18 protein-coding genes are annotated in these 17,023 nt (G+C 61.8%); 11 read left to right on the top strand and 7 right to left on the bottom strand.

What is annotated here, in order from left to right; all coding sequences use genetic code 11:
- Positions 1-174: 174 nt before the first annotated feature.
- The 4 genes from dipA (at position 175) to MchiMG62_RS10465 (ending at position 3,030) form a co-directional block, all read left to right on the top strand.
- Positions 175-816 carry a divisome-positioning GTPase DipA gene (gene dipA / locus MchiMG62_RS10480; protein WP_221056908.1) on the top strand — a complete coding sequence of 214 codons (642 nt, stop codon included), beginning with the start codon at positions 175-177 and terminating at the stop codon, positions 814-816.
- A gap of 5 nt (positions 817-821) precedes the next feature.
- Positions 822-1,190: a divisome-positioning protein B gene (dipB, locus tag MchiMG62_RS10475; protein ID WP_054848049.1), complete on the top strand. Its 369-nt coding sequence runs from the start codon at positions 822-824 to the stop codon at positions 1,188-1,190.
- A 21-nt stretch (positions 1,191-1,211) separates the two neighbouring features.
- The gene (locus MchiMG62_RS10470) at positions 1,212-1,589 is read left to right on the top strand and encodes a Zn-ribbon domain-containing protein (RefSeq protein ID WP_054848046.1); all 378 of its coding nucleotides are present in this window, start codon (positions 1,212-1,214) and stop codon (positions 1,587-1,589) included.
- Between the two features lie 280 nt (positions 1,590-1,869).
- Positions 1,870-3,030: a KamA family radical SAM protein gene (locus MchiMG62_RS10465; protein WP_221056907.1), complete on the top strand. Its 1,161-nt coding sequence runs from the start codon at positions 1,870-1,872 to the stop codon at positions 3,028-3,030.
- Positions 3,031-3,101: 71 nt separating this feature from the next.
- On the opposite strand, the gene MchiMG62_RS10460 is transcribed toward MchiMG62_RS10465, so the two are convergent.
- The 3 genes from MchiMG62_RS10460 to MchiMG62_RS10450 are packed head-to-tail and all read right to left on the bottom strand — an operon-like array spanning position 3,102 to position 5,930.
- Positions 3,102-4,202, bottom strand: coding sequence for a PKD domain-containing protein (locus MchiMG62_RS10460; protein ID WP_244987688.1), 1,101 nt, complete (start codon positions 4,200-4,202; stop codon positions 3,102-3,104).
- Position 4,203: 1 nt separating this feature from the next.
- The gene (locus MchiMG62_RS10455; RefSeq protein ID WP_221056906.1) at positions 4,204-4,983 is read right to left on the bottom strand and encodes a type IV pilin N-terminal domain-containing protein; all 780 of its coding nucleotides are present in this window, start codon (positions 4,981-4,983) and stop codon (positions 4,204-4,206) included.
- A 53-nt stretch (positions 4,984-5,036) separates the two neighbouring features.
- Positions 5,037-5,930 carry a DUF7289 family protein gene (locus MchiMG62_RS10450; RefSeq protein WP_221056905.1) on the bottom strand — a complete coding sequence of 298 codons (894 nt, stop codon included), beginning with the start codon at positions 5,928-5,930 and terminating at the stop codon, positions 5,037-5,039.
- Positions 5,931-6,112: 182 nt separating this feature from the next.
- On the opposite strand from MchiMG62_RS10450, the gene MchiMG62_RS10445 reads away from it, so the two are divergent.
- Both MchiMG62_RS10445 and uppS read left to right on the top strand, forming a co-directional pair.
- Entirely contained in the window at positions 6,113-7,123 is a 1,011-nt protein-coding gene (locus MchiMG62_RS10445; RefSeq protein WP_221056904.1) for a radical SAM protein, read from the top strand.
- Positions 7,123-7,902 (top strand): polyprenyl diphosphate synthase, encoded by a 780-nt coding sequence (uppS, locus tag MchiMG62_RS10440; RefSeq protein ID WP_221056903.1) that lies wholly within the window; start codon positions 7,123-7,125, stop codon positions 7,900-7,902. Before MchiMG62_RS10445 ends, uppS begins: the two co-directional genes overlap by 1 nt.
- A 316-nt stretch (positions 7,903-8,218) precedes the next feature.
- Here uppS and MchiMG62_RS10435 read toward each other — a convergent pair whose 3' ends face one another.
- From MchiMG62_RS10435 to MchiMG62_RS10420, 4 genes are all read right to left on the bottom strand, one after another.
- Entirely contained in the window at positions 8,219-8,809 is a 591-nt protein-coding gene (locus MchiMG62_RS10435) for an undecaprenyl diphosphate synthase family protein (protein WP_221056902.1), read from the bottom strand.
- The gene (locus MchiMG62_RS10430; protein WP_221056901.1) at positions 8,806-10,425 is read right to left on the bottom strand and encodes a DNA polymerase/3'-5' exonuclease PolX; all 1,620 of its coding nucleotides are present in this window, start codon (positions 10,423-10,425) and stop codon (positions 8,806-8,808) included. Before MchiMG62_RS10430 ends, MchiMG62_RS10435 begins: the two co-directional genes overlap by 4 nt.
- A gap of 87 nt (positions 10,426-10,512) precedes the next feature.
- Entirely contained in the window at positions 10,513-10,659 is a 147-nt protein-coding gene (locus MchiMG62_RS10425; protein ID WP_178377653.1) for a hypothetical protein, read from the bottom strand.
- Between the two features lie 162 nt (positions 10,660-10,821).
- Entirely contained in the window at positions 10,822-12,096 is a 1,275-nt protein-coding gene (locus MchiMG62_RS10420) for an RNA-guided endonuclease InsQ/TnpB family protein (protein WP_221056900.1), read from the bottom strand.
- A gap of 190 nt (positions 12,097-12,286) precedes the next feature.
- On the opposite strand from MchiMG62_RS10420, the gene MchiMG62_RS10415 reads away from it, so the two are divergent.
- The 5 genes from MchiMG62_RS10415 to MchiMG62_RS10395 all read left to right on the top strand — a co-directional run bounded on the left by MchiMG62_RS10415 (position 12,287) and on the right by MchiMG62_RS10395 (position 16,878).
- Complete coding sequence (locus MchiMG62_RS10415; RefSeq protein ID WP_221056899.1) at positions 12,287-12,916, top strand: metal-dependent transcriptional regulator; 630 nt, start codon at positions 12,287-12,289, stop codon at positions 12,914-12,916.
- Positions 12,913-14,763: a ferrous iron transport protein B gene (feoB, locus tag MchiMG62_RS10410; RefSeq protein ID WP_221056898.1), complete on the top strand. Its 1,851-nt coding sequence runs from the start codon at positions 12,913-12,915 to the stop codon at positions 14,761-14,763. Before MchiMG62_RS10415 ends, feoB begins: the two co-directional genes overlap by 4 nt.
- Before the next feature lie 13 nt (positions 14,764-14,776).
- Complete coding sequence (locus MchiMG62_RS10405) at positions 14,777-15,496, top strand: RAD55 family ATPase (protein ID WP_221056897.1); 720 nt, start codon at positions 14,777-14,779, stop codon at positions 15,494-15,496.
- A 63-nt stretch (positions 15,497-15,559) separates the two neighbouring features.
- Complete coding sequence (dph5, locus tag MchiMG62_RS10400; RefSeq protein WP_221056896.1) at positions 15,560-16,312, top strand: diphthine synthase; 753 nt, start codon at positions 15,560-15,562, stop codon at positions 16,310-16,312.
- Complete coding sequence (locus tag MchiMG62_RS10395; RefSeq protein ID WP_221056895.1) at positions 16,309-16,878, top strand: DUF357 domain-containing protein; 570 nt, start codon at positions 16,309-16,311, stop codon at positions 16,876-16,878. The genes dph5 and MchiMG62_RS10395 overlap by 4 nt, the downstream gene beginning before the upstream one ends.
- The last annotated feature ends 145 nt before the right edge of the window (positions 16,879-17,023 follow it).

The raw sequence follows: 17,023 nt of genomic DNA, 5'->3' as shown, positions 1-17,023 counted from the left end.
TCCAGGTGCAAGTCTATCTACGTTTCAACAGTATAAAAGAATTCTCTCGCACCGGGAAAGTTGTTTGTCTGCAAAATGACGAGAATATGCCGGACGGAACATATAATTATATTTATTTGTGAGTGCCACAACTCACTTAAGTATAGGCAAATTCTGCCTACCTGAGGGAGCTTAATGACGTTCTTAGTTCGTACGAAAAGAAAGATCTCGGGGCTGTTGAAGGCGCTCTTTAAGAAGCGAACCTGCCGCATCGGGATCTACGGCCCTCCCAATGCCGGCAAGACCACGCTTGCGAACCGGATTGTGCGGGATTGGGTCGGCGATGCGGTCGGCCCGGTCAGCGAGGTGCCTCACGAAACCCGGCGCGTCCGGCGCAAAGAGGATATCACCATCACGGGACAGAATGGCAGTTCGGTCACCATCGACATCGTCGATACCCCGGGCGTGACGACCAAGATCGACTACAACGAGTTTGTCGAGTACGGCATCGAGAAGGAGGAGGCGGTCAAGCGGGCCCGGGAGGCGACCGAGGGCGTTGCCGAGGCGATGCACTGGCTCCGCGAGGATATCGACGGCGTCATCTATATGCTCGATTCCACGCAGGACCCGTTCCAGCAGGTGAACATCATGCTCATCGGGATCATCGAGAGCCGGAAACTCCCGGTCGTGATCGTCGCAAATAAGAACGATCTCCCCGATGCGTCCGCCGCGCGGATCAAGAGTGCGTTCCCCCAGCACCCGGTGATCTCCATATCGGGTCTTGAAGGGAACAACGTGGATGAGTTGTACGAGAAGATGACGACGTATTTCGGGTGATGGAGATGATACAGGGTGTACAAATCGACCTGATCTCTGCGGAACGTCTCGATCGCCTCACGTCGATGGAGAAGATCCGCCTGATCCTCGATGACGTGATGGAAGGAAACATCGTCATCCTGGAGAAGGGCCTCGCGCCGGACGAGCAGAGCAAGCTTATTGAGATCACGATGCGGGAGATCGCGCCGGACGGGTTCTCCGGGATCGAGATGGAGACCTATCCCATCAGGGATGCCCAGGGCGGGTTCCTGGCGAAACTTCTCGGCGGGAAACGCTCCGAGACTCGCCTGACCGTGATCGGGCCGGCGAACCAGCTCAAGACGCTCAAGAAGGAGAAGGATCTCATCAGTGCATGGGTCTCCTCGTCGAGATGAACGGATACCGGGAGTGAAGAGATGCCTCACAAGTGCACACAATGCGGGAGAGAGTTCGAAGACGGTTCGACGAAGATTCTGAAAGGATGCCCGAGTTGCGGCGGGAAGAAGTTTCTCTACATCCGTGAGGCCGAACGGCACGATGACGTGCTGAAAGAGAAGACCATCGATGAGATCGCCCGGGAGACGGGCGAGGAAGTGCTTGAGGTCAAGCCGGACCTCCGGAAAAAAGAGGAGATCGAGGTATTCGAGCGTATCGAGAGCATCCGCATCCTCGGTCCGGGTTCATACGAACTGAACATCGATAAGCTGGCCCGGTCGGACGAGGTCGTCGTTGGACTGGAGAAGGAAGGAAAATACGTTGTGGATATCCTCTCCATGGCCCGGAAAAAGAAGTGATGCGATATCCCCGGCATTAAATAGGGGGGCGGGTGCTGCTTCTGCAACATTCTTCCCCCAACCGAAAATATAAATATCCTCAGAACCCTTTTGAGTTGCAACACGTAATCCGACACTCAATGACGCATGTCGGAGCGACGGTTTCCTGCATGAGAACATGAAACTCTCATGAACCTTTGCGTAGATCGGATTTCATTCACGATCTCTGCTCTCGTGCACCTGTCCCCGGCTGTTAGCGGATTGTATCCTGCACTGGAGAGTGTCGGCTGGGAGGTACTCCATGAACACGACATACGATATCCAAAACGCGATCGGGAGCACCAAAAACCCGATCTATGTCTCATCGCTCGATTCGGTTCCCGGTATCGGTCCGGAGGAGCGCGCCCGCCTCGCGGAGGTGACCGACCACTTCGCATTCCGTGCGAACGACTATTATCTCTCGCTGATCGACTGGGATGACCCCGCCGACCCTATCCGTCGGCTGATTGTGCCGACCGTCGAGGAGCTTGAGCCCTGGGGGCATCTCGACCCGTCGTCGGAGCACCGGTACACTCAGGCTCCGGGGCTGCAGCATAAATATCGTGAAACCGCTCTCCTGCTCGTGAGCGACATCTGCGGCGGCCTCTGCCGCTACTGTTTCCGCAAGCGCCTCTTCATCGAGGAGGCGCGCGAGGTGAATAAGGAGATCTCCACGGGGCTTGCCTACATCCGGGACCATCCGGAGATCACGAACGTCCTCCTTACGGGGGGCGATCCTCTCTTCCTCGAGACCGGCCGGCTGCTCGATATCGTCCGGCAGATCCGCGAGATCGATCACGTCGGGATCATCCGGATCGGCACGAAGATGCCTGCATACAATCCCTTCCGGATCATCAACGATCCGACGCTGCTGGACATGATCCGGGACTACAGCATGGACGAGAAGCGTATCTACATCATGGCGCAGTTCAACCACCCGAGGGAACTGACCGATGCCGCGTGCCGGGCGGTCGCTCTCCTGCAGGACGCGGGAGCGGTCGTGATGAACCAGACGCCGCTCATCCGCGGCATCAACGACGACCCGGGGGTGCTTGCGGCGCTCTTCGACAAACTCTCGTTCATCGGCGCGAACCCCTACTATGTCTTCCAGTGCCGTCCGTCAATCGGCAACAGGACGTTCGCGGTGCCGGTGGAGGAGTCCTACCGGATATTCGAGCAGGCCCGCACGATCTGTTCGGGGCTTGCGAAGCGGGCCCGGTTCGTGATGTCCCACGCGACGGGGAAGATCGAGGTGCTCGGGAAGACGGACCGGCACACCTACTTCAAGTACAACCAGGCGGCAGACCCGGAGGATCTCGGCCGGTTCATGGTCTATAAGAGCAACCCGGAGGCCTACTGGTTCGACGATTACACGGAGCTGGTGGACGAAGGAAGGGTGAGGGAACCGCAAGACCTGGTGTAGGCGGGCTTATTGACCGGCCGCGGGATTCCCTCTTTTCCGTCTTCCCCTTCTGCCCGGCACGGTTCTGCTCCCTAGAGCCAGAAACTGTAATGCGCCGTGGCTGTCAGGCTCTCATCATCGGCAACCGGGACATTGATTGTCCTGCTCCCATACCACGTTTCGCCGACCTGCCACCTTTCGAAGTACCATAACAGAGGCCAGAATCCTATGCTATCAGGCGCCGTCAGCGTGACCCTGAAGCCGGAGTCGTCCGAATCGGTTCTGCTGAGGACGAACGGCGTCTCGTCCGATCCCGTTCCGAGGTCTCCGGAATAATCGATGCCGATCCCGTTGACCGGGACGTTCCACCAGAAGAATATGAGCGCCTGCCGGACCGAATTCACCTCAAGCCGGGAGACGTGCTCCTCCGTAACGATGATGTACCCCGTCTTCGTCACCGTATCGCTGTCTTTGGCGTTTTTGACCGTCAGCGTGACGGTATAGATCCCTTCGTCCGTATACGTGTGCGCCGGGTTTCGTTCGGTCGACGTGCCGCCGTCGCCGAAGTTCCAGGACCACGAGGTCGCCCCTCCCGCGGAGGCGTCGGTGAACTGTACCCGGAGGGGAGCGGGGCCGGATGTGGGGTCGGCGGTGAAGCCGGCGACAAGGGGCACCTGTGTCGGTTCAGTCGTCGGTATTGTGGTGGGTATTGTGGTGGGTATTGTGGTGGGTATTGTGGTGGGCACCGTCGTTGCCGTTACCGTTGGCCCGACCGCCGAGCCGCTCCCGACTTCGTGGAGGAGCCATTCACTGCCGGTGCGGCTCACGCCCCCGGCGACGATCTGGATGTGGGCGTCCTCGGGCACACCACTGAGGACGAGGGCCTCCCCGGTTCCCCACGACGTCCAGGTGCTGTGTTCGTTCCCTGAGGTATCGACGAGGCTGAACTCCTCCGTCCGGTCGACGCCGTCGACGATGATCGCAAAGTGTTCCCATTCGAGGGGGTCGCCGCCGTCGTGGCGGATGGAGAGTTTGCCGTCCTCTCCCACAACACTGCGGGCAAGCATCGCGGGCGCCGCGTCGCCGGAGGGGCTGGAGAGGAGCGTCACCCCGAGGATCGCCACCGCCGTCACGAAGACGGCGATGAGAGTCATGACGGCGATGAGATCGGAGGCGGCGGTGTCGTTGGGCATTTCAATGCGCGCTCTGGACAACACCCATCGTTGTTATGGACATGAGGGGGTCGTCGTTACTGTCATAGATGATGATCACCACTGCTATGCGATCATTGGGATGATCGCCGGTTGTGAAACCGTTGAGATTAATCTCTTCGGAGGTATAGAGATCTCCGAGCGCTTCAGAAGTCATCATTGCAACTGTTATTTTTGGATTATTCTCTCCACGCTTCACAGCGTCATAGTTGTAGAGGGTTATGTGGGCATAGCTCGCCTGTTCCAATGTTATCGTCGCATCTATCGTCGCTTTTTTTGGTAGGGCTATTAAACTTTCATTTATTTTGGGAAGATTAATAATCACATCTTCGGGTGTTGGAGTCGGAGTCACTGTCACCACCGGCGCCACCCCCGGTCCCACCGGGTCGGGGGAGAACCTCCCGTTCCCGCCCCGGAACTCCGGTTCTGCAAGGATCGTCTCGCTGCCCCCCGAGACCGCGGTCACGACCACCCGCTCCGGTGTTGGACCGTTGTGGACGAGGCTCCCCCCCACCGACCACGCGCCGTCTTTGAGTCCGGTGAATGTATCGGTCCCGTCCACAAGCCCGCTCCCGGTATCGACGTAGATCCGGTAGTCGCCTGCTTTCAGGGGATCGCCCCCATCGTGGACGAGGACGAGGCTGCCGGTCTCGTTAACTCCCGCGGCGATGGCCGCCCGGGGGATCGCGTCCGGCTGGGGGGCGGAGAGAAAGACGATCCCCACGAGCGCGACGCCGATGACGGTCAGGCCGAGCAGGAGCATGGCTCCGACCAGCTCGGAGACTCCTTCTTCACTACGATGCCGTCTCACACCCATCACTCCATCAGGGACGCCGCGTTGTAGATCGAGACCGTGTAGTTCGCCGGGTACACGGTGAGGAACACCTTCTTCTCCGGCTGGACGGTGAGCGTGGCCGTATTCCCGCTCTGTCCGGTCGATAGCCATGAAGGTTCGACGCTCTCCTCAATCGCCCTCTGCCGGACCTCGTCGAACGCCCTCTTCCAGGCCCGGGCCGTCGCCGGATCGCCGGCATCGACGGTCAGGTTCACCCGGTCGTAGGTCCCGCTGAGGGAGGAGGGGTCGCTCCAGCGCATCCGGGTCTCGACCCGCACCGGCCCCGACCCCGCAATCCCGGCCGAACCCTCGAGGCTGATCGGGGCTACGGTGAGGGTGATGTTCTCATCCGCCGTCTTCGCCGCCGCAATCGACGGCCCGACCCGGACCGTCGTCCCCCCGTCCTGGGAGAGGAAGACCGCGCCCATCTGGTAGGTCCAGGTCTGGTCGACCCAGTAGCGGTTCGAGGAGGTGTAGGAGAGGCTCCCGAGGGGGATGGTCACCGGGTCCTTCCCCTCGGGCGCAATCGTCAGGTTCGCTCCCCCGCTCTTCGCCGAGACCGTTCCCCCCGAACCCGCGGGGGTGAGGATGGGGAGCGCGAAGGCGCTGCCCCCGGTCGCTCCCGCCCCCGTCCCGAGGTCGAAGGCTGTCGAGAGGAGGACACCGTTCCTGTTGTTCAGCCAGAGTGAGTCCAGAACAATCTTATAATCGATGAACCGGTCTTTCACCTGGTTCATGTGCGCAATCTCGTTCTCCCTCCCGGCCGCCGGAACCCCGTAGATCTGATAGAGCGAGAGCGCTACGACGATCAGGGCGAGGATCAGGACAAAACCGACGACCTCCGAGAGACCGTCATCACGTGCGCACAGCGGCATAGCCAGGGTAATTCTCTGCACGGAGCCTATATCTAGTTGTTGCTCGGTACCACGCTCGTTCCGGCGGGAAAACCGGAAACCATCTCCAGCACAGCCACTTACCGGCCTGCCTGCCTCTCCCCCGTTTCTCTCCCTGTACCGTCAAACCTTTTCACTTCCGCCGCCCCATACATGCTGTAACTATGCCGCAGGAGTCGGGAGTACCCCCCGGCGGGCAGTTCCTCTCGCCGGGGTGCGTCCTCTGCCACCAGGGAGCGAAGATGGTCCTCTTTGTGACCGGCCGGTGTCGCCGCACCTGCTGGTACTGTCCGCTTTCACGTGAGCGAAAAGGCCGGGACGTGGTCTTTGCAAACGAACGGCAGGTCTCGTCGCCGTCCGAGGCCATCGAGGTTGCGGAGAGCATGAGCGCTCTCGGGACCGGCGTCACCGGCGGCGAACCGCTCCTCGAACTCGACCGGGTGGTGGAGTACTGCCACGCTCTCAAGGAGCGCTTCGGCCCGGATCACCAGATCCACCTCTACACCGGCCTTGCGCCGGACGAAGCCGTGCTCCGGCGCCTGCAGGGGCTGGTCGACGAGATCCGGCTCCACCCGCCTCATGAGGTCTGGCCGCAGATTATCGAGACCGATTTTGCCCGATCCGCCGCCCTCGCCCGGAAGATGGGCTTCCTTGTCGGCATCGAGGTGCCGGCGCTCCCGGGGATCGAGGATCTTGCCGCCGCCCTCCCGCTCTTCGACTTCCTCAACATCAACGAGCTGGAGTGGGGCGAGACCTGCGCCGCCGCCATGCGCGACCGCGGGCTCGAACTCGACGACGGGATGCACAACGCCGTGAAGGGTGCCCGCCAGTGGGCGGAGAGACTCACCGGCGACCCGAAAGTTCACTTCTGCTCGTCGGTCTTCAAGGACTCGGTCCAGCTACGGGAACGGTTAAAGCGGATCGCTGCCAACACTGCGCGTCCGTTCGAGGAGGTGACGGATGACGGAACCGTTGTCTACGGGGTGCTCGAGCCGGAAGGTGCCGTCGACGGATTCCTGGAGGGTCTCGATGACGATGAGTATGCAGTTTTTGAGGGGCGGATCGAGATGGCGTGGTGGGTGCTCACCGAACACGGCGCCGGGCTGCCGGGGAAGAAGTATGTCGTCGAGCGCTACCCGAACGGCGGCATGGTGGTCGAGGTGACGCCGCTCTGATGTTGCGATCGGGGATCGAACCTCTCTACGAGCGTTACCTGAAGTGGCAGGTGAAGCACGTCCCCCGGCATGTCGCGGTGATCCAGGACGGGAACCGCCGGTATGCCCGGGAACAGGGGCTCGATACAGCGGTCGGCCACCGGCTCGGGGCGGATGCGACCGAGCAGGTCCTCGACTGGGCGTGCGACCTCGGCGTGCAGCACATCACGCTCTACACCTTCTCCACGGAGAACTTCCGGAGGGATAGCAGCGAGCTCGAATCGCTCTTTCGCCTCTTCCGGGAGAAGTTCGTTGCGGTCATGAAGGATGAGCGGGTACACAAAAACCATATCCGGGTGCAGATGATCGGCGATCGATCCCTCCTCCCCGGCGAACTCCTTGCAACCATCGATGCGGCGGAGGAGGCGACCCGGCACTACAACGATTACTTCATCAACATCGCGCTCGCCTACGGCGGCCGGAACGAGATCGTGCACGCCGCCCGGTCGATCCTCGACGAGGTCAGGGATGGCGCCATCGACCCGGCGGCCATCGACCCCGCGACCGTTGAGGCCCACCTCAACCGGGGAGCGCCCATCCCTCCTGTCGACCTGATCATCCGTACCGGCAACGATTACCGGACCTCGAACTTCCTCCCCTGGCTCGCGAACGGCCATGAGTCGGCCGTCTACTTCTGCGCCCCCTACTGGCCGGCGTTCAGGAAGATCGACCTTCTGCGGGCGATGCGGGTCTACGACCAGCGCATGCGGCTCAAGGAGCGCGTTGCCCGGGGGGGCTGACGGTTACCTCCACGCCGACGTGGCTTCACGCGATGTGCGACTTCCCCGCAGGAAGTTGCTATACTTACATCTCGGACTTCGCGGCTCGAAGCCTACGGCTTCTCAAACTCCTTCCCCAAAGAGGAAGTCGTTCTTCGCGTGAGACTCTGCTATTATCCTTGTATGTTGCCTCACGCGAAGCCGCGAAGAACGCGAAGTTCGGTTTATCTGAGAGCAACTCCCCTTCGAAGCCTGATGGCTTCTCATGCTCCGGTTCTACGAACCGTCGCACTTCGCGGCTTCGCGCGAGACTTTGTTACCGGCCTCTATCGCCGGCTTACTTCCCGAACCGCCGCGCTCTCGACTGGAAGTCCCGGAGCGCTCGGAGGAAATCCACTTTTCTGAGCAGCGCCCAGTTGACGTCGAGGAAGAAGAGTTCGGAGTAGACCGACTGCCAGATGAGAAAATCGGTGAGGTGGTCGCCGCCGGTCTTGATGACGAGATCGGGCTCGTACTTGAAGGTGAGGTATGACTCCAGCAGGTCTTCGTCGACCGATTCCGGATCTACTCCGTCCTCGGCCATCCTTCGCACGCACCCGGCGATCTCCTCCCTGCCGCTCTTGCCGATCGCCACCGTCACGTCCATGCCTTCGCCGCTGACCTCCTTCTCGTCGCGGTAGTGCAGGGTCAGGCGCGCGATTGAGGATACCTCGCGAATCCGCGGGAGGCAGCGTTCCAGCCGGGCGGGGTCGGCGGTGCTGATGTGGAACGTGGCACTCTTGATCCCGAGGTCGCGGCACCACCCGGCGGCACGGGAGAGGTTGCCGGGAGCATCGAGCATGTCCTGCTCGGTGATCATGAAGCAGACGTGCTCGGGGAGCGTCCTGAGATCGCGGAGGAGGATCTTCTCGTAGAACCGGTAGATCATGACGTCCACTCCAGCAGCGCGGATAGAGAAAGGGTGTTCAGGACGTCGTCCGGGGTGCACCAGCCCCGGCGTGCCAGTAGAATACCGTAACGCATGTTTGCAAATTCGCCGTTCCTATGGGCATCCGTCCCTGCAGCCAGTTTCACTCCTTCCTTCTTGGCCTGCCGGATATAAATATCCTCAAGATCGAGCCGGTGGGGCGATGCATTGATCTCGAGAGCCGTCCCCGTCGCCGCCGCGTGTGCGATAACGCGCTCGAGGTCGACGGCATACGGCGGTCTCCGGCCGAGCAGGCGGCCGGTGGGGTGACCGACGATATCGACGTGCTCGTTCTCCATCGCGGTGAGGATGCGCCGGGTCAGGACGTCCTGGTCCTGGGAGAACCCCGAGTGCACCGAGGCGATCACCAGGTCGAGGTCGGCAAGAACCCTGTTCTCGTACCCGAGGCTGCCGTCGCTTTTGATGTCCACCTCGCTCCCGGCAAGGAGCCGGCAGTCGTGCCGCCGGTTGACGCGCTCGATCTCGGCCTGCTGTTTTAGAAGGGCCTCGGGCCGCACCCTTGACGAGTGGTCGGTGATCACGATGTACTCGTAGCCCCTTCTCTCCCCCGCCTCCGCTACGTCTTCGAGCGACTGGCGGCCGTCGCTCCACGTGGTGTGGGCGTGGAGATCGCCCCGCACGTCTGAGAGATCGACGAGGTCGGGGAGGGCGTGCCGGAGAGCGAGTTCGATCTCGCCCCGGTCCTCGCGCAGCTCCGGCGGAACCGTCTCCATCCCGAGGAACGAAAAGACCTCCTCCTCGCTTGCGAACTCCTGTAATCGCCCGTTTGCGGTCTCCACAAGACCGTCGGGCGTGAGCCGGTAGCCCTGTCGCGCCGCCACCTGCCCGAGCCTCTCCAGGAACCCGGCCGAGCCGGTGGCGCAGAGGAGCGCGGTGCCGCACCGGCCGGGCTCGGCGAACCGGACGTCCACCACGGCGTCGGTGGGTATGCGGTCTCCAGCGGCGCTTCCATTCCCGGCAACGACGATCGCAAGCCTGCCCACGGTGCTCGATCCCCGCCGGTAACTCCCCGCAACCATGTACCGGCCGTCCGGCAGGGCCGCGAGCACCGCGTCGGCCTGCGGGCGGGTCATCCGGTTCGACCTCTTCCGGAACTGCTCGATGCCCCGCCTGATCGCCTCCTCCTTCTTTGCCCCGAACCCGGAGAGCGCCCTGAGGCGATGCCCCTTCACCGCCTGCTCCAGGTCGTCCAGTGTCCGGATGCCGAGTTCCCCGTAGAGAACGTGGAGCGTCTTCGGCCCCACCCCGGCAACGCCGAGCAGTTCGACGACCGATCCGGGTATGGCCGCCTGGAGATCTTTCAGTTCCCCGAACGTTCCGGTGGCGGCGATCTCGCGGATCTGCCCGGCAATCCTCTCTCCGATCCCCGGGATACGGGTGAGCTCCTCCCCGTCGAGCCCGGCGACCGGGAGGGAGAGGCGGTCGATCTGCCGCGCCGCCCGTTCGTAGGCAGCGATCCGGTACCGGTCCTCCCCCGCGATCCCGAGGAGGCGGGCCATCAACGCGAGCCGTTCGGCGACATCCCTGTTCGTGACCTGCCCCTCCGGGGTTCCCATGATCACTCTTCCTCCCCAAAACCATATAGGCCTTGATGCTTGCCGGGTGCAGGCTCGGGCAGGAAACCTGCCTGGCCGATACATTCACTACCTGGCATCTCCCGGAAAGAGTTTCTTTCCTTTTTCCGTGTATTCGATGACGCCCGGTTGTTTGAGGAAATCCCGGTCCTCATCGACTTCCCATCCCTCTGCAAGTTTGCCGTTATCTATGCGCCAGATGAAGACCATCGTCATTGCCACCTTCCTGCCGGTAGGAGGTAACGGTCATGCCCGAAAGATGCGTGTAGATCGAATAGTTCGGATCCCAAAAAAACGTCTGGGGTCATAGATCGCTTCACGCTCCCGCTGCCGACCCGGCCCACCCATCCTCCTCAGGCCGTAGATCGTTGACAATTCCTATGGTACTACCCAAATCCGCGAACTACCCCCGCCTACGCAGGGGGCTTCCTGCGAGTGTACTGGAATTTCCAGACCTGTTTGTCGCAGATTATCGGCGAACTGCCGGTAGCCCGTTCGCAGGGCATTCTGTGATAGGAACCGTACCATGATATTGACCGCACTGTTCCGGTCTCGATCCATGGTGTTCCCGCACTCACATTCTATAACTCGCTTCCAGAGCGGCATGTCGTGAAGCGCCCCGCAGACACAACAGGCTTTTGTCGTGTTCTGTTCATCGATTTTTATTACTCTCTTACCTGCAAGGGTTGCCTTGTAGGTCAAAAATCTGATGAACCGCGACAGGTGTCCCGTGTTCTGGGTGGCGCGGTTGAGCCCCGGGGTCGCCTGCCGGGACCGGGGCATCTGCTTCACGCTCAGATCCCCAACGAGGATCGTGTTAGCGCGAGTGTTCTCAACGATTTTCTTGCTCAATTTGTGCTGGAAATCTTTGATCTGGTTGCCCTGTTTTCGTTCACACTTCCGCTTGAGCCGGTTCAGCTTCTGCCACTTTCGACTCTTCTTCTTACAGTGGTCTCGCCGGGCCTGCAACTCAGCGATCGGGGTTTTCCAGTACTTGTCCGGGCGAGCCACAGAAAACCCAATGAACTTCCCGTGACTGTTCACCCCGACGTGCTGGGTCACCCCGAGGTCAAACGCCTGGTAGAGCCCGTTGTCACGGTACTCCTGCGCCGGCTGGACCTCATGAACGATCGATACATAGTACGCGCTCTTGATGTCGTCGTAGAAGAGATCAACCTGTTTGACGTTGATGAACTGAGAACCAGCGGGTAGGGCGAAGATCAGTGGCACCGTGTTGTAGAAGTGGGAGAACCAGATCTGGTCCCTCTCGATCTTGAATCCGCTCTGGTTGTAGCGTAGCGTGCAGAAGTGGTCTTTTCCCTTGAACCCTGGGGGATTTGCCCCCTTATCCCCATTCTGTCGCAGGGCGAAGAATGAGCGAAAGTCGTCGTCCAGGGACTTCAACGTCGTTTGAAGCACTTTTGAGTAGACCCACTTGTACTCGGGATACTTTTCCTTCAACTTGGGGAGGGCGTTCGCCTGCTGCACATATCCGATGTACTGTTTGCCGGGTCTGTCTTTGTTTTCCTGGTAATTTCGGTTCCGCTCGGCAAGCGCAAAATTGTAGACTAATCGGCACTTCTCGGAGAGATGCCAGAGCACGTCCTCCTGCTCAGGTATGACCTGAATCCTGATCTTTGCGGTGATGTGCACCGGAAACTCTCCTGCTGGCTATCGCATGAGTGATCTGCAGTTTTTCGACATAAAGAAGAGCCGTGCACGGTGAAAGTGATCCTGGAGGAGGGAGGCTATGCTCTCATCCCTCAGCCTGCGCAAGGGGTCTTCCCGCGTATGCTGCCTACACCCCCAAATATAAACTTATAGGAGTCAAAGAAATTGTAACATGCTTCCTTCCACGTTTGAGGATTATCTCGAAGCAATCCTCACGATCACGGAGAGCGGCGGCCGGGCGGCGACGCTGGACGAGATAGCGGCGGCTCTCGATACCGGGAAGGAGACCGCCGGGACGACCGTCGCCTCTCTGGTCGAGGAAGGATACCTGGAGCGGGCGGACGGCGACGCCGTCAGGCTTACCGGGAAGGGTTCGTCGGTGGCGTCACAGGTGGCGCGGAAACACCGCGTTCTCCAGTGTTTCCTGACGGAGATGCTCGGCGTCGATGAGGATGCCGCGAGCAGGGAGGCCTGCACCCTCGAGCACGGGATATCCGACGAGACGATCGACCGGCTCTCCTCCTACATGGACGGCGCCCAGTCTCCGCCGGGACGTATGGGGCGCTGCCGGGGGCGGGACTGCACGCTGCTCGATTGCAAGGAAGGCGATACTGTCCGGGTGGCGATGATGCGCGGCCCCCGGCGGCACCGGAGGCTGCTCGATCTCGGCATATTCCCCGGCGAGATCGTGCAGATCCGGCGCAAACTCCCGAATGATTCCGTCGTCGTCAGGGTGAAAGGCTGCGATATCGCCATCAGCCCCGAGATCGCGCGATCGATCGTCGTGGAGTCGTGTCCATGAGGTTCGCGCTGATCGGCAACCCCAGCGTCGGCAAATCCCTCATCTTCAACCAGCTCACCGGCCTTGGGGTGGAGGTGAGCAACTATCCCGGAACCACCGTCGAGCTGCAGCGGGGCAACACCTGTTTCCAGCGCGAGATCGTCGAGCTCGTTGACCTGCCCGGGGTCTATTCGCTCGAGGGGAACTCGGACGAGGAAGGCCTGGTCCGCCGGTTCCTGGAGCAGCAGGACGTCGATGCGGTCATCGTGGTGGCGAACGCCACTCGTCTCGAGCGCAACCTCTACCTCCTCCTCCAGGTGGCGGAGTACGGCCTCCCGATGGTCGTCGTGCTGAACATGGTCGATGAAGCCGTAAAACGCGGACTTGAGATCGATCCCGGCCCGATTCACGACCTTCTCGGCGTCGAGGTGATCCAGACGGCGGCGTCGCAGGGGAAGAACATCGACCGGATCATCCCGGCGGCTCTCGCCGCCTCGAGCCCGTCGGTGGTCGAGATCCCCTACGACCACCACATCGAGGCGGCCATCCGGAGTCTCGGGAAGATGTTCGGTGCCGACCGGAAAGGGAGCGTCCGTGCGCTCCTCGGGTTCGGCGACAACCCGGAACTGCTCGAGGCGGCGCGGACGATCTCCGACGAGATCGAGTCCCGGCACCGGATGACGGTCGCCCAGATCATCGCGGCCAACCGGCACAACTTCGCCCACAAGATCGCCGACCTCACCGTGAAGGAGGAGGCGCAGCTCCCCCAGACCGACCCGGATAGCATTCTGACGCGGCTCATCCCCGGGATGCCGATCCTCATCGGTATCCTGATCGGGATGCTCCTCTTCGTCTTCGTCACGGGATCGTTCCTTGAGAAGATGATCGTGGAGTTCTTCGAGGTCTTTGCGATACAGCCCTTCGTTGCGCTCGGGCTGCCGCCGATCGTCGAGACGCTCGGAACATCGATCCTCATCGCGCTCCAGGCGGGCCTCGGGATAGCGTTCCCGTACGTCCTCCTCTTCTACATCATCATCTCCATCCTCGAGGACTCGGGTTACATGACCCGGGCGGCATTCCTCGCCGACAACGCGATGCACCGGGTCGGGATGCACGGCGGGGCGGTCATCCCCCTTACCCTGGCGTTCGGGTGCAACGTGCCGGCCATCATGAGCATCCGGCTCCTGCGCTCCCGGCGCGAGCGGATCATCGCCTCGTTCCTGGTCACGATGGTTCCCTGCTCGGCCCGGACGGTCATCATCGCCGGGATCGTGGCGAGTTTCGTCGGTATCGCGGCGGCGTTCAGCGTATACGCCATCGTCTTCGTCCTGATCATCGCGACGGGGCTCGTCCTCTCCCGGGTGACGCCCGGCGAGCGGTTCGGGATGATCATGGAGATGGTTCCGCTCCGCTGGCCCGACCCGAAACTGGTGATGAAGAAGTCCTGGGCGCGTCTCTCGGAGTTCCTCTTCATCGCGATGCCCCTGCTCCTCGCGGGAAGCGTCGTTCTCGGGCTGCTCGAGTTCTTCGGCGTCATGACGTTCTTCGAGGGGCTTGTGGAGCCGTACACCATGGCCCTCCTCGGCCTTCCCGGCTACTCGGCGACGGCGCTCATCTTCGGGATCCTCCGGAAAGAGATGGCGTTCGAGACCCTTGCCATCCTCGCGGGCACCGCCGACCTCGGGGCGGTGCTCTCGTCGCTGCAGCTCTACATATTCGCGGTCGTGACCGTCCTCTTCGTCCCCTGCCTCGCGACGATCACGGTGCTGCTGCGCGAAGTCGGGTCCCGGATCACGCTCGCGATCACAGCCTACACGGTCGCCCTCGGGCTCCTGATAGGAGGCCTTATCCACTATATCCTGTCATAACTGGTATTACACGATGTACACCTACGAAACCGGCATCCCGATGATCGACAGGGAGTATGGGGGCCTGCGGGCCGCCACAAATATTCTCCTCCTGGCGCCCCCCCTCTCCTACGCTGAGCTTCTGGCATACCGGATAGCCTCTCCCCGGCCCGGGGAATGGGCTGTTGCCATATCGACCGACGAGCGTGCTTCCGACGCGGTCGATGCGTTCCGCAGGTTTGGGGCGGACAGGGGCCGGATCGGGATCATCGACGCGGTCACGAAGAGTTCGGTGCCCACCCTGCGGGACACGACAAAGGCAAAGTTCGTCACGAGCCCTCTCGACCTGACCAGCATGGGGATCAAGTTCTCCCGGATGGTGGAGGATATGTGGAAGGAAGGGGTGATGGCCGATCCTCCGGGGCCGATGCCTCCGCCGATCCGGCTCTGCGTCCACTCGGTCTCGACGCTTCTTATGTACGCGCAGCTGGAGGTGACCTACAGGTTCCTCCACGTGATCACCAACAGGGTGAAGAAACTGGAGGGGATCGGGATCTACATCCTCAACAGCGAGTCGTTCGACGAGCGAACCATCTCCACGATAAAGCAGTTGATGAACACGGTCATCGAGGTGAGGGCTGAAGACGGGGGAGGGGCGGTGGAGCGGGAGTTCCGCATCATCGGCATCCGCGGGAGGACGACCCCCTGGATCCGTTACTTCTACGACGATGGAGCGCTGACCTTTGAACAATGACGGCAGAACCCGTGCAGCCGCATCCCGGCTGCGTTCCGCCCCCGTTCCGGGAGTGAGGCATCGATGTTGACATTCGTGGGTCTCGGGCTCTTCGACCTCGGGGATATATCGGTCAAAGGCCTCGAATACGTCAGGAGCGCCGATGCCGTCTTTTTAGAGGCGTATACGTCGCGGTTGATGGGGACGGACGTCGGTGCGATGGAAGCGTTCTTTGGAAAGGAGATCCGGGTGCTCGGCCGGGAGGACGTCGAGCAGAACCCCCGCGATATCCTCGATCGTGCCGCTGCCGGCCGGGTGGCGTTCCTGACCGGAGGGGATCCCATGGTCTCGACGACGCATGCGGATCTCCGGCTGCGGGCGGCCGCCGCGGGGATCGAGACCTCCATCATCCACGCGTCGTCGATATCGAGCGCGGTCTCGGGCCTCTCGGGCCTGCAGAACTACCGGTTCGGGAAGTCCTGCTCGGTGCCGTTCCCCGCGAAGGGCTGGTTCCCGACGGCTCCGATCGAGACGATTGCGGCGAATCTTGCGCAGAACCTCCATACTCTCGTCTACCTGGATATCCAGAAGGATCGCTACATGCGCGTCCCGGAGGCGATCGCCGTTCTCGAGGAGATGGCAGAGAAGCGCGGTATCGAACCGCCCGCGCTCTACGTGGGGATCGCCCGGGCGGGGTCGGATCGCCCGGTGGTTGCCGCCGGAACCGGCGCGACCCTCAAAGAGACGGATTTCGGCCCCCCGCTCCATATCCTCGCCGTGCCGGCGGAGCTCCACCCGATGGAGCGCGAGTACCTGGAGATCTTCGCCGGCCTATGAACCTCGACGACTACGGCGCTCTCTATGGGGAAGCCCTTTCTCCGGCCGGGATCGCCGTCCCGGACGGCACCTCCCTCTCCCGGGCGGCCGGGGAGGTGCTCGAGATGGCTATCGCATACCACAGCGACGGGTTTGCGTTTCTCCGGGCTGGCGACCGGGTGAACGCCCTCGCCGCGTTTGCCTACGGGCTCGGGTGGCTTGACGCCGGCTCGCACCTCGGGCTGCTCGTGCCTTCTCTCGCCCACCCCCCGGAGACGGTGGATGCGGGCATACCGGCATCGCAGGCTGCCCGCCTCGACGAGAAGACGCACCGCTACCGGCGGATGCTCGATGCGGCTCTCGGAACGGTCGAGGCGGCGGCGGACGAGGCGAGCCCGCTCCACGCAGCGGCCGGAGAGTTTTATTCGGCGGCACGCGGCTGGTATGCGCAGGGTGCGGCATACCTCGATGCGGGCGACCTCTCCGCCGCCCTCGCCCGGTTCAGTTACGGCTATGCCTGGCTCGATGCCGGCATCCGCGCGGGGCTGTTCAGGATAACCGGGGAGCGGGGCCTCTTCACCGTTTAGGATCCGGTTTTTTCGCGGATCCCCGGTTCTATCGATTTTTCGATAAAACCATCGTTAAATAGTAGCCGCACGATAAATTATTACTAAAAATCGGGTGTTTCCCTCCGGTGCTGCCCGGCCGTTCGAAGACGGCTGCAGCACCCGG

The sequence above is a fragment of the Methanoculleus chikugoensis genome (assembly GCF_019669965.1).
Classification (GTDB): Archaea; Halobacteriota; Methanomicrobia; order Methanomicrobiales; family Methanoculleaceae; genus Methanoculleus; species Methanoculleus chikugoensis.
This window is presented reverse-complemented; position numbering and strand designations above follow the sequence as displayed.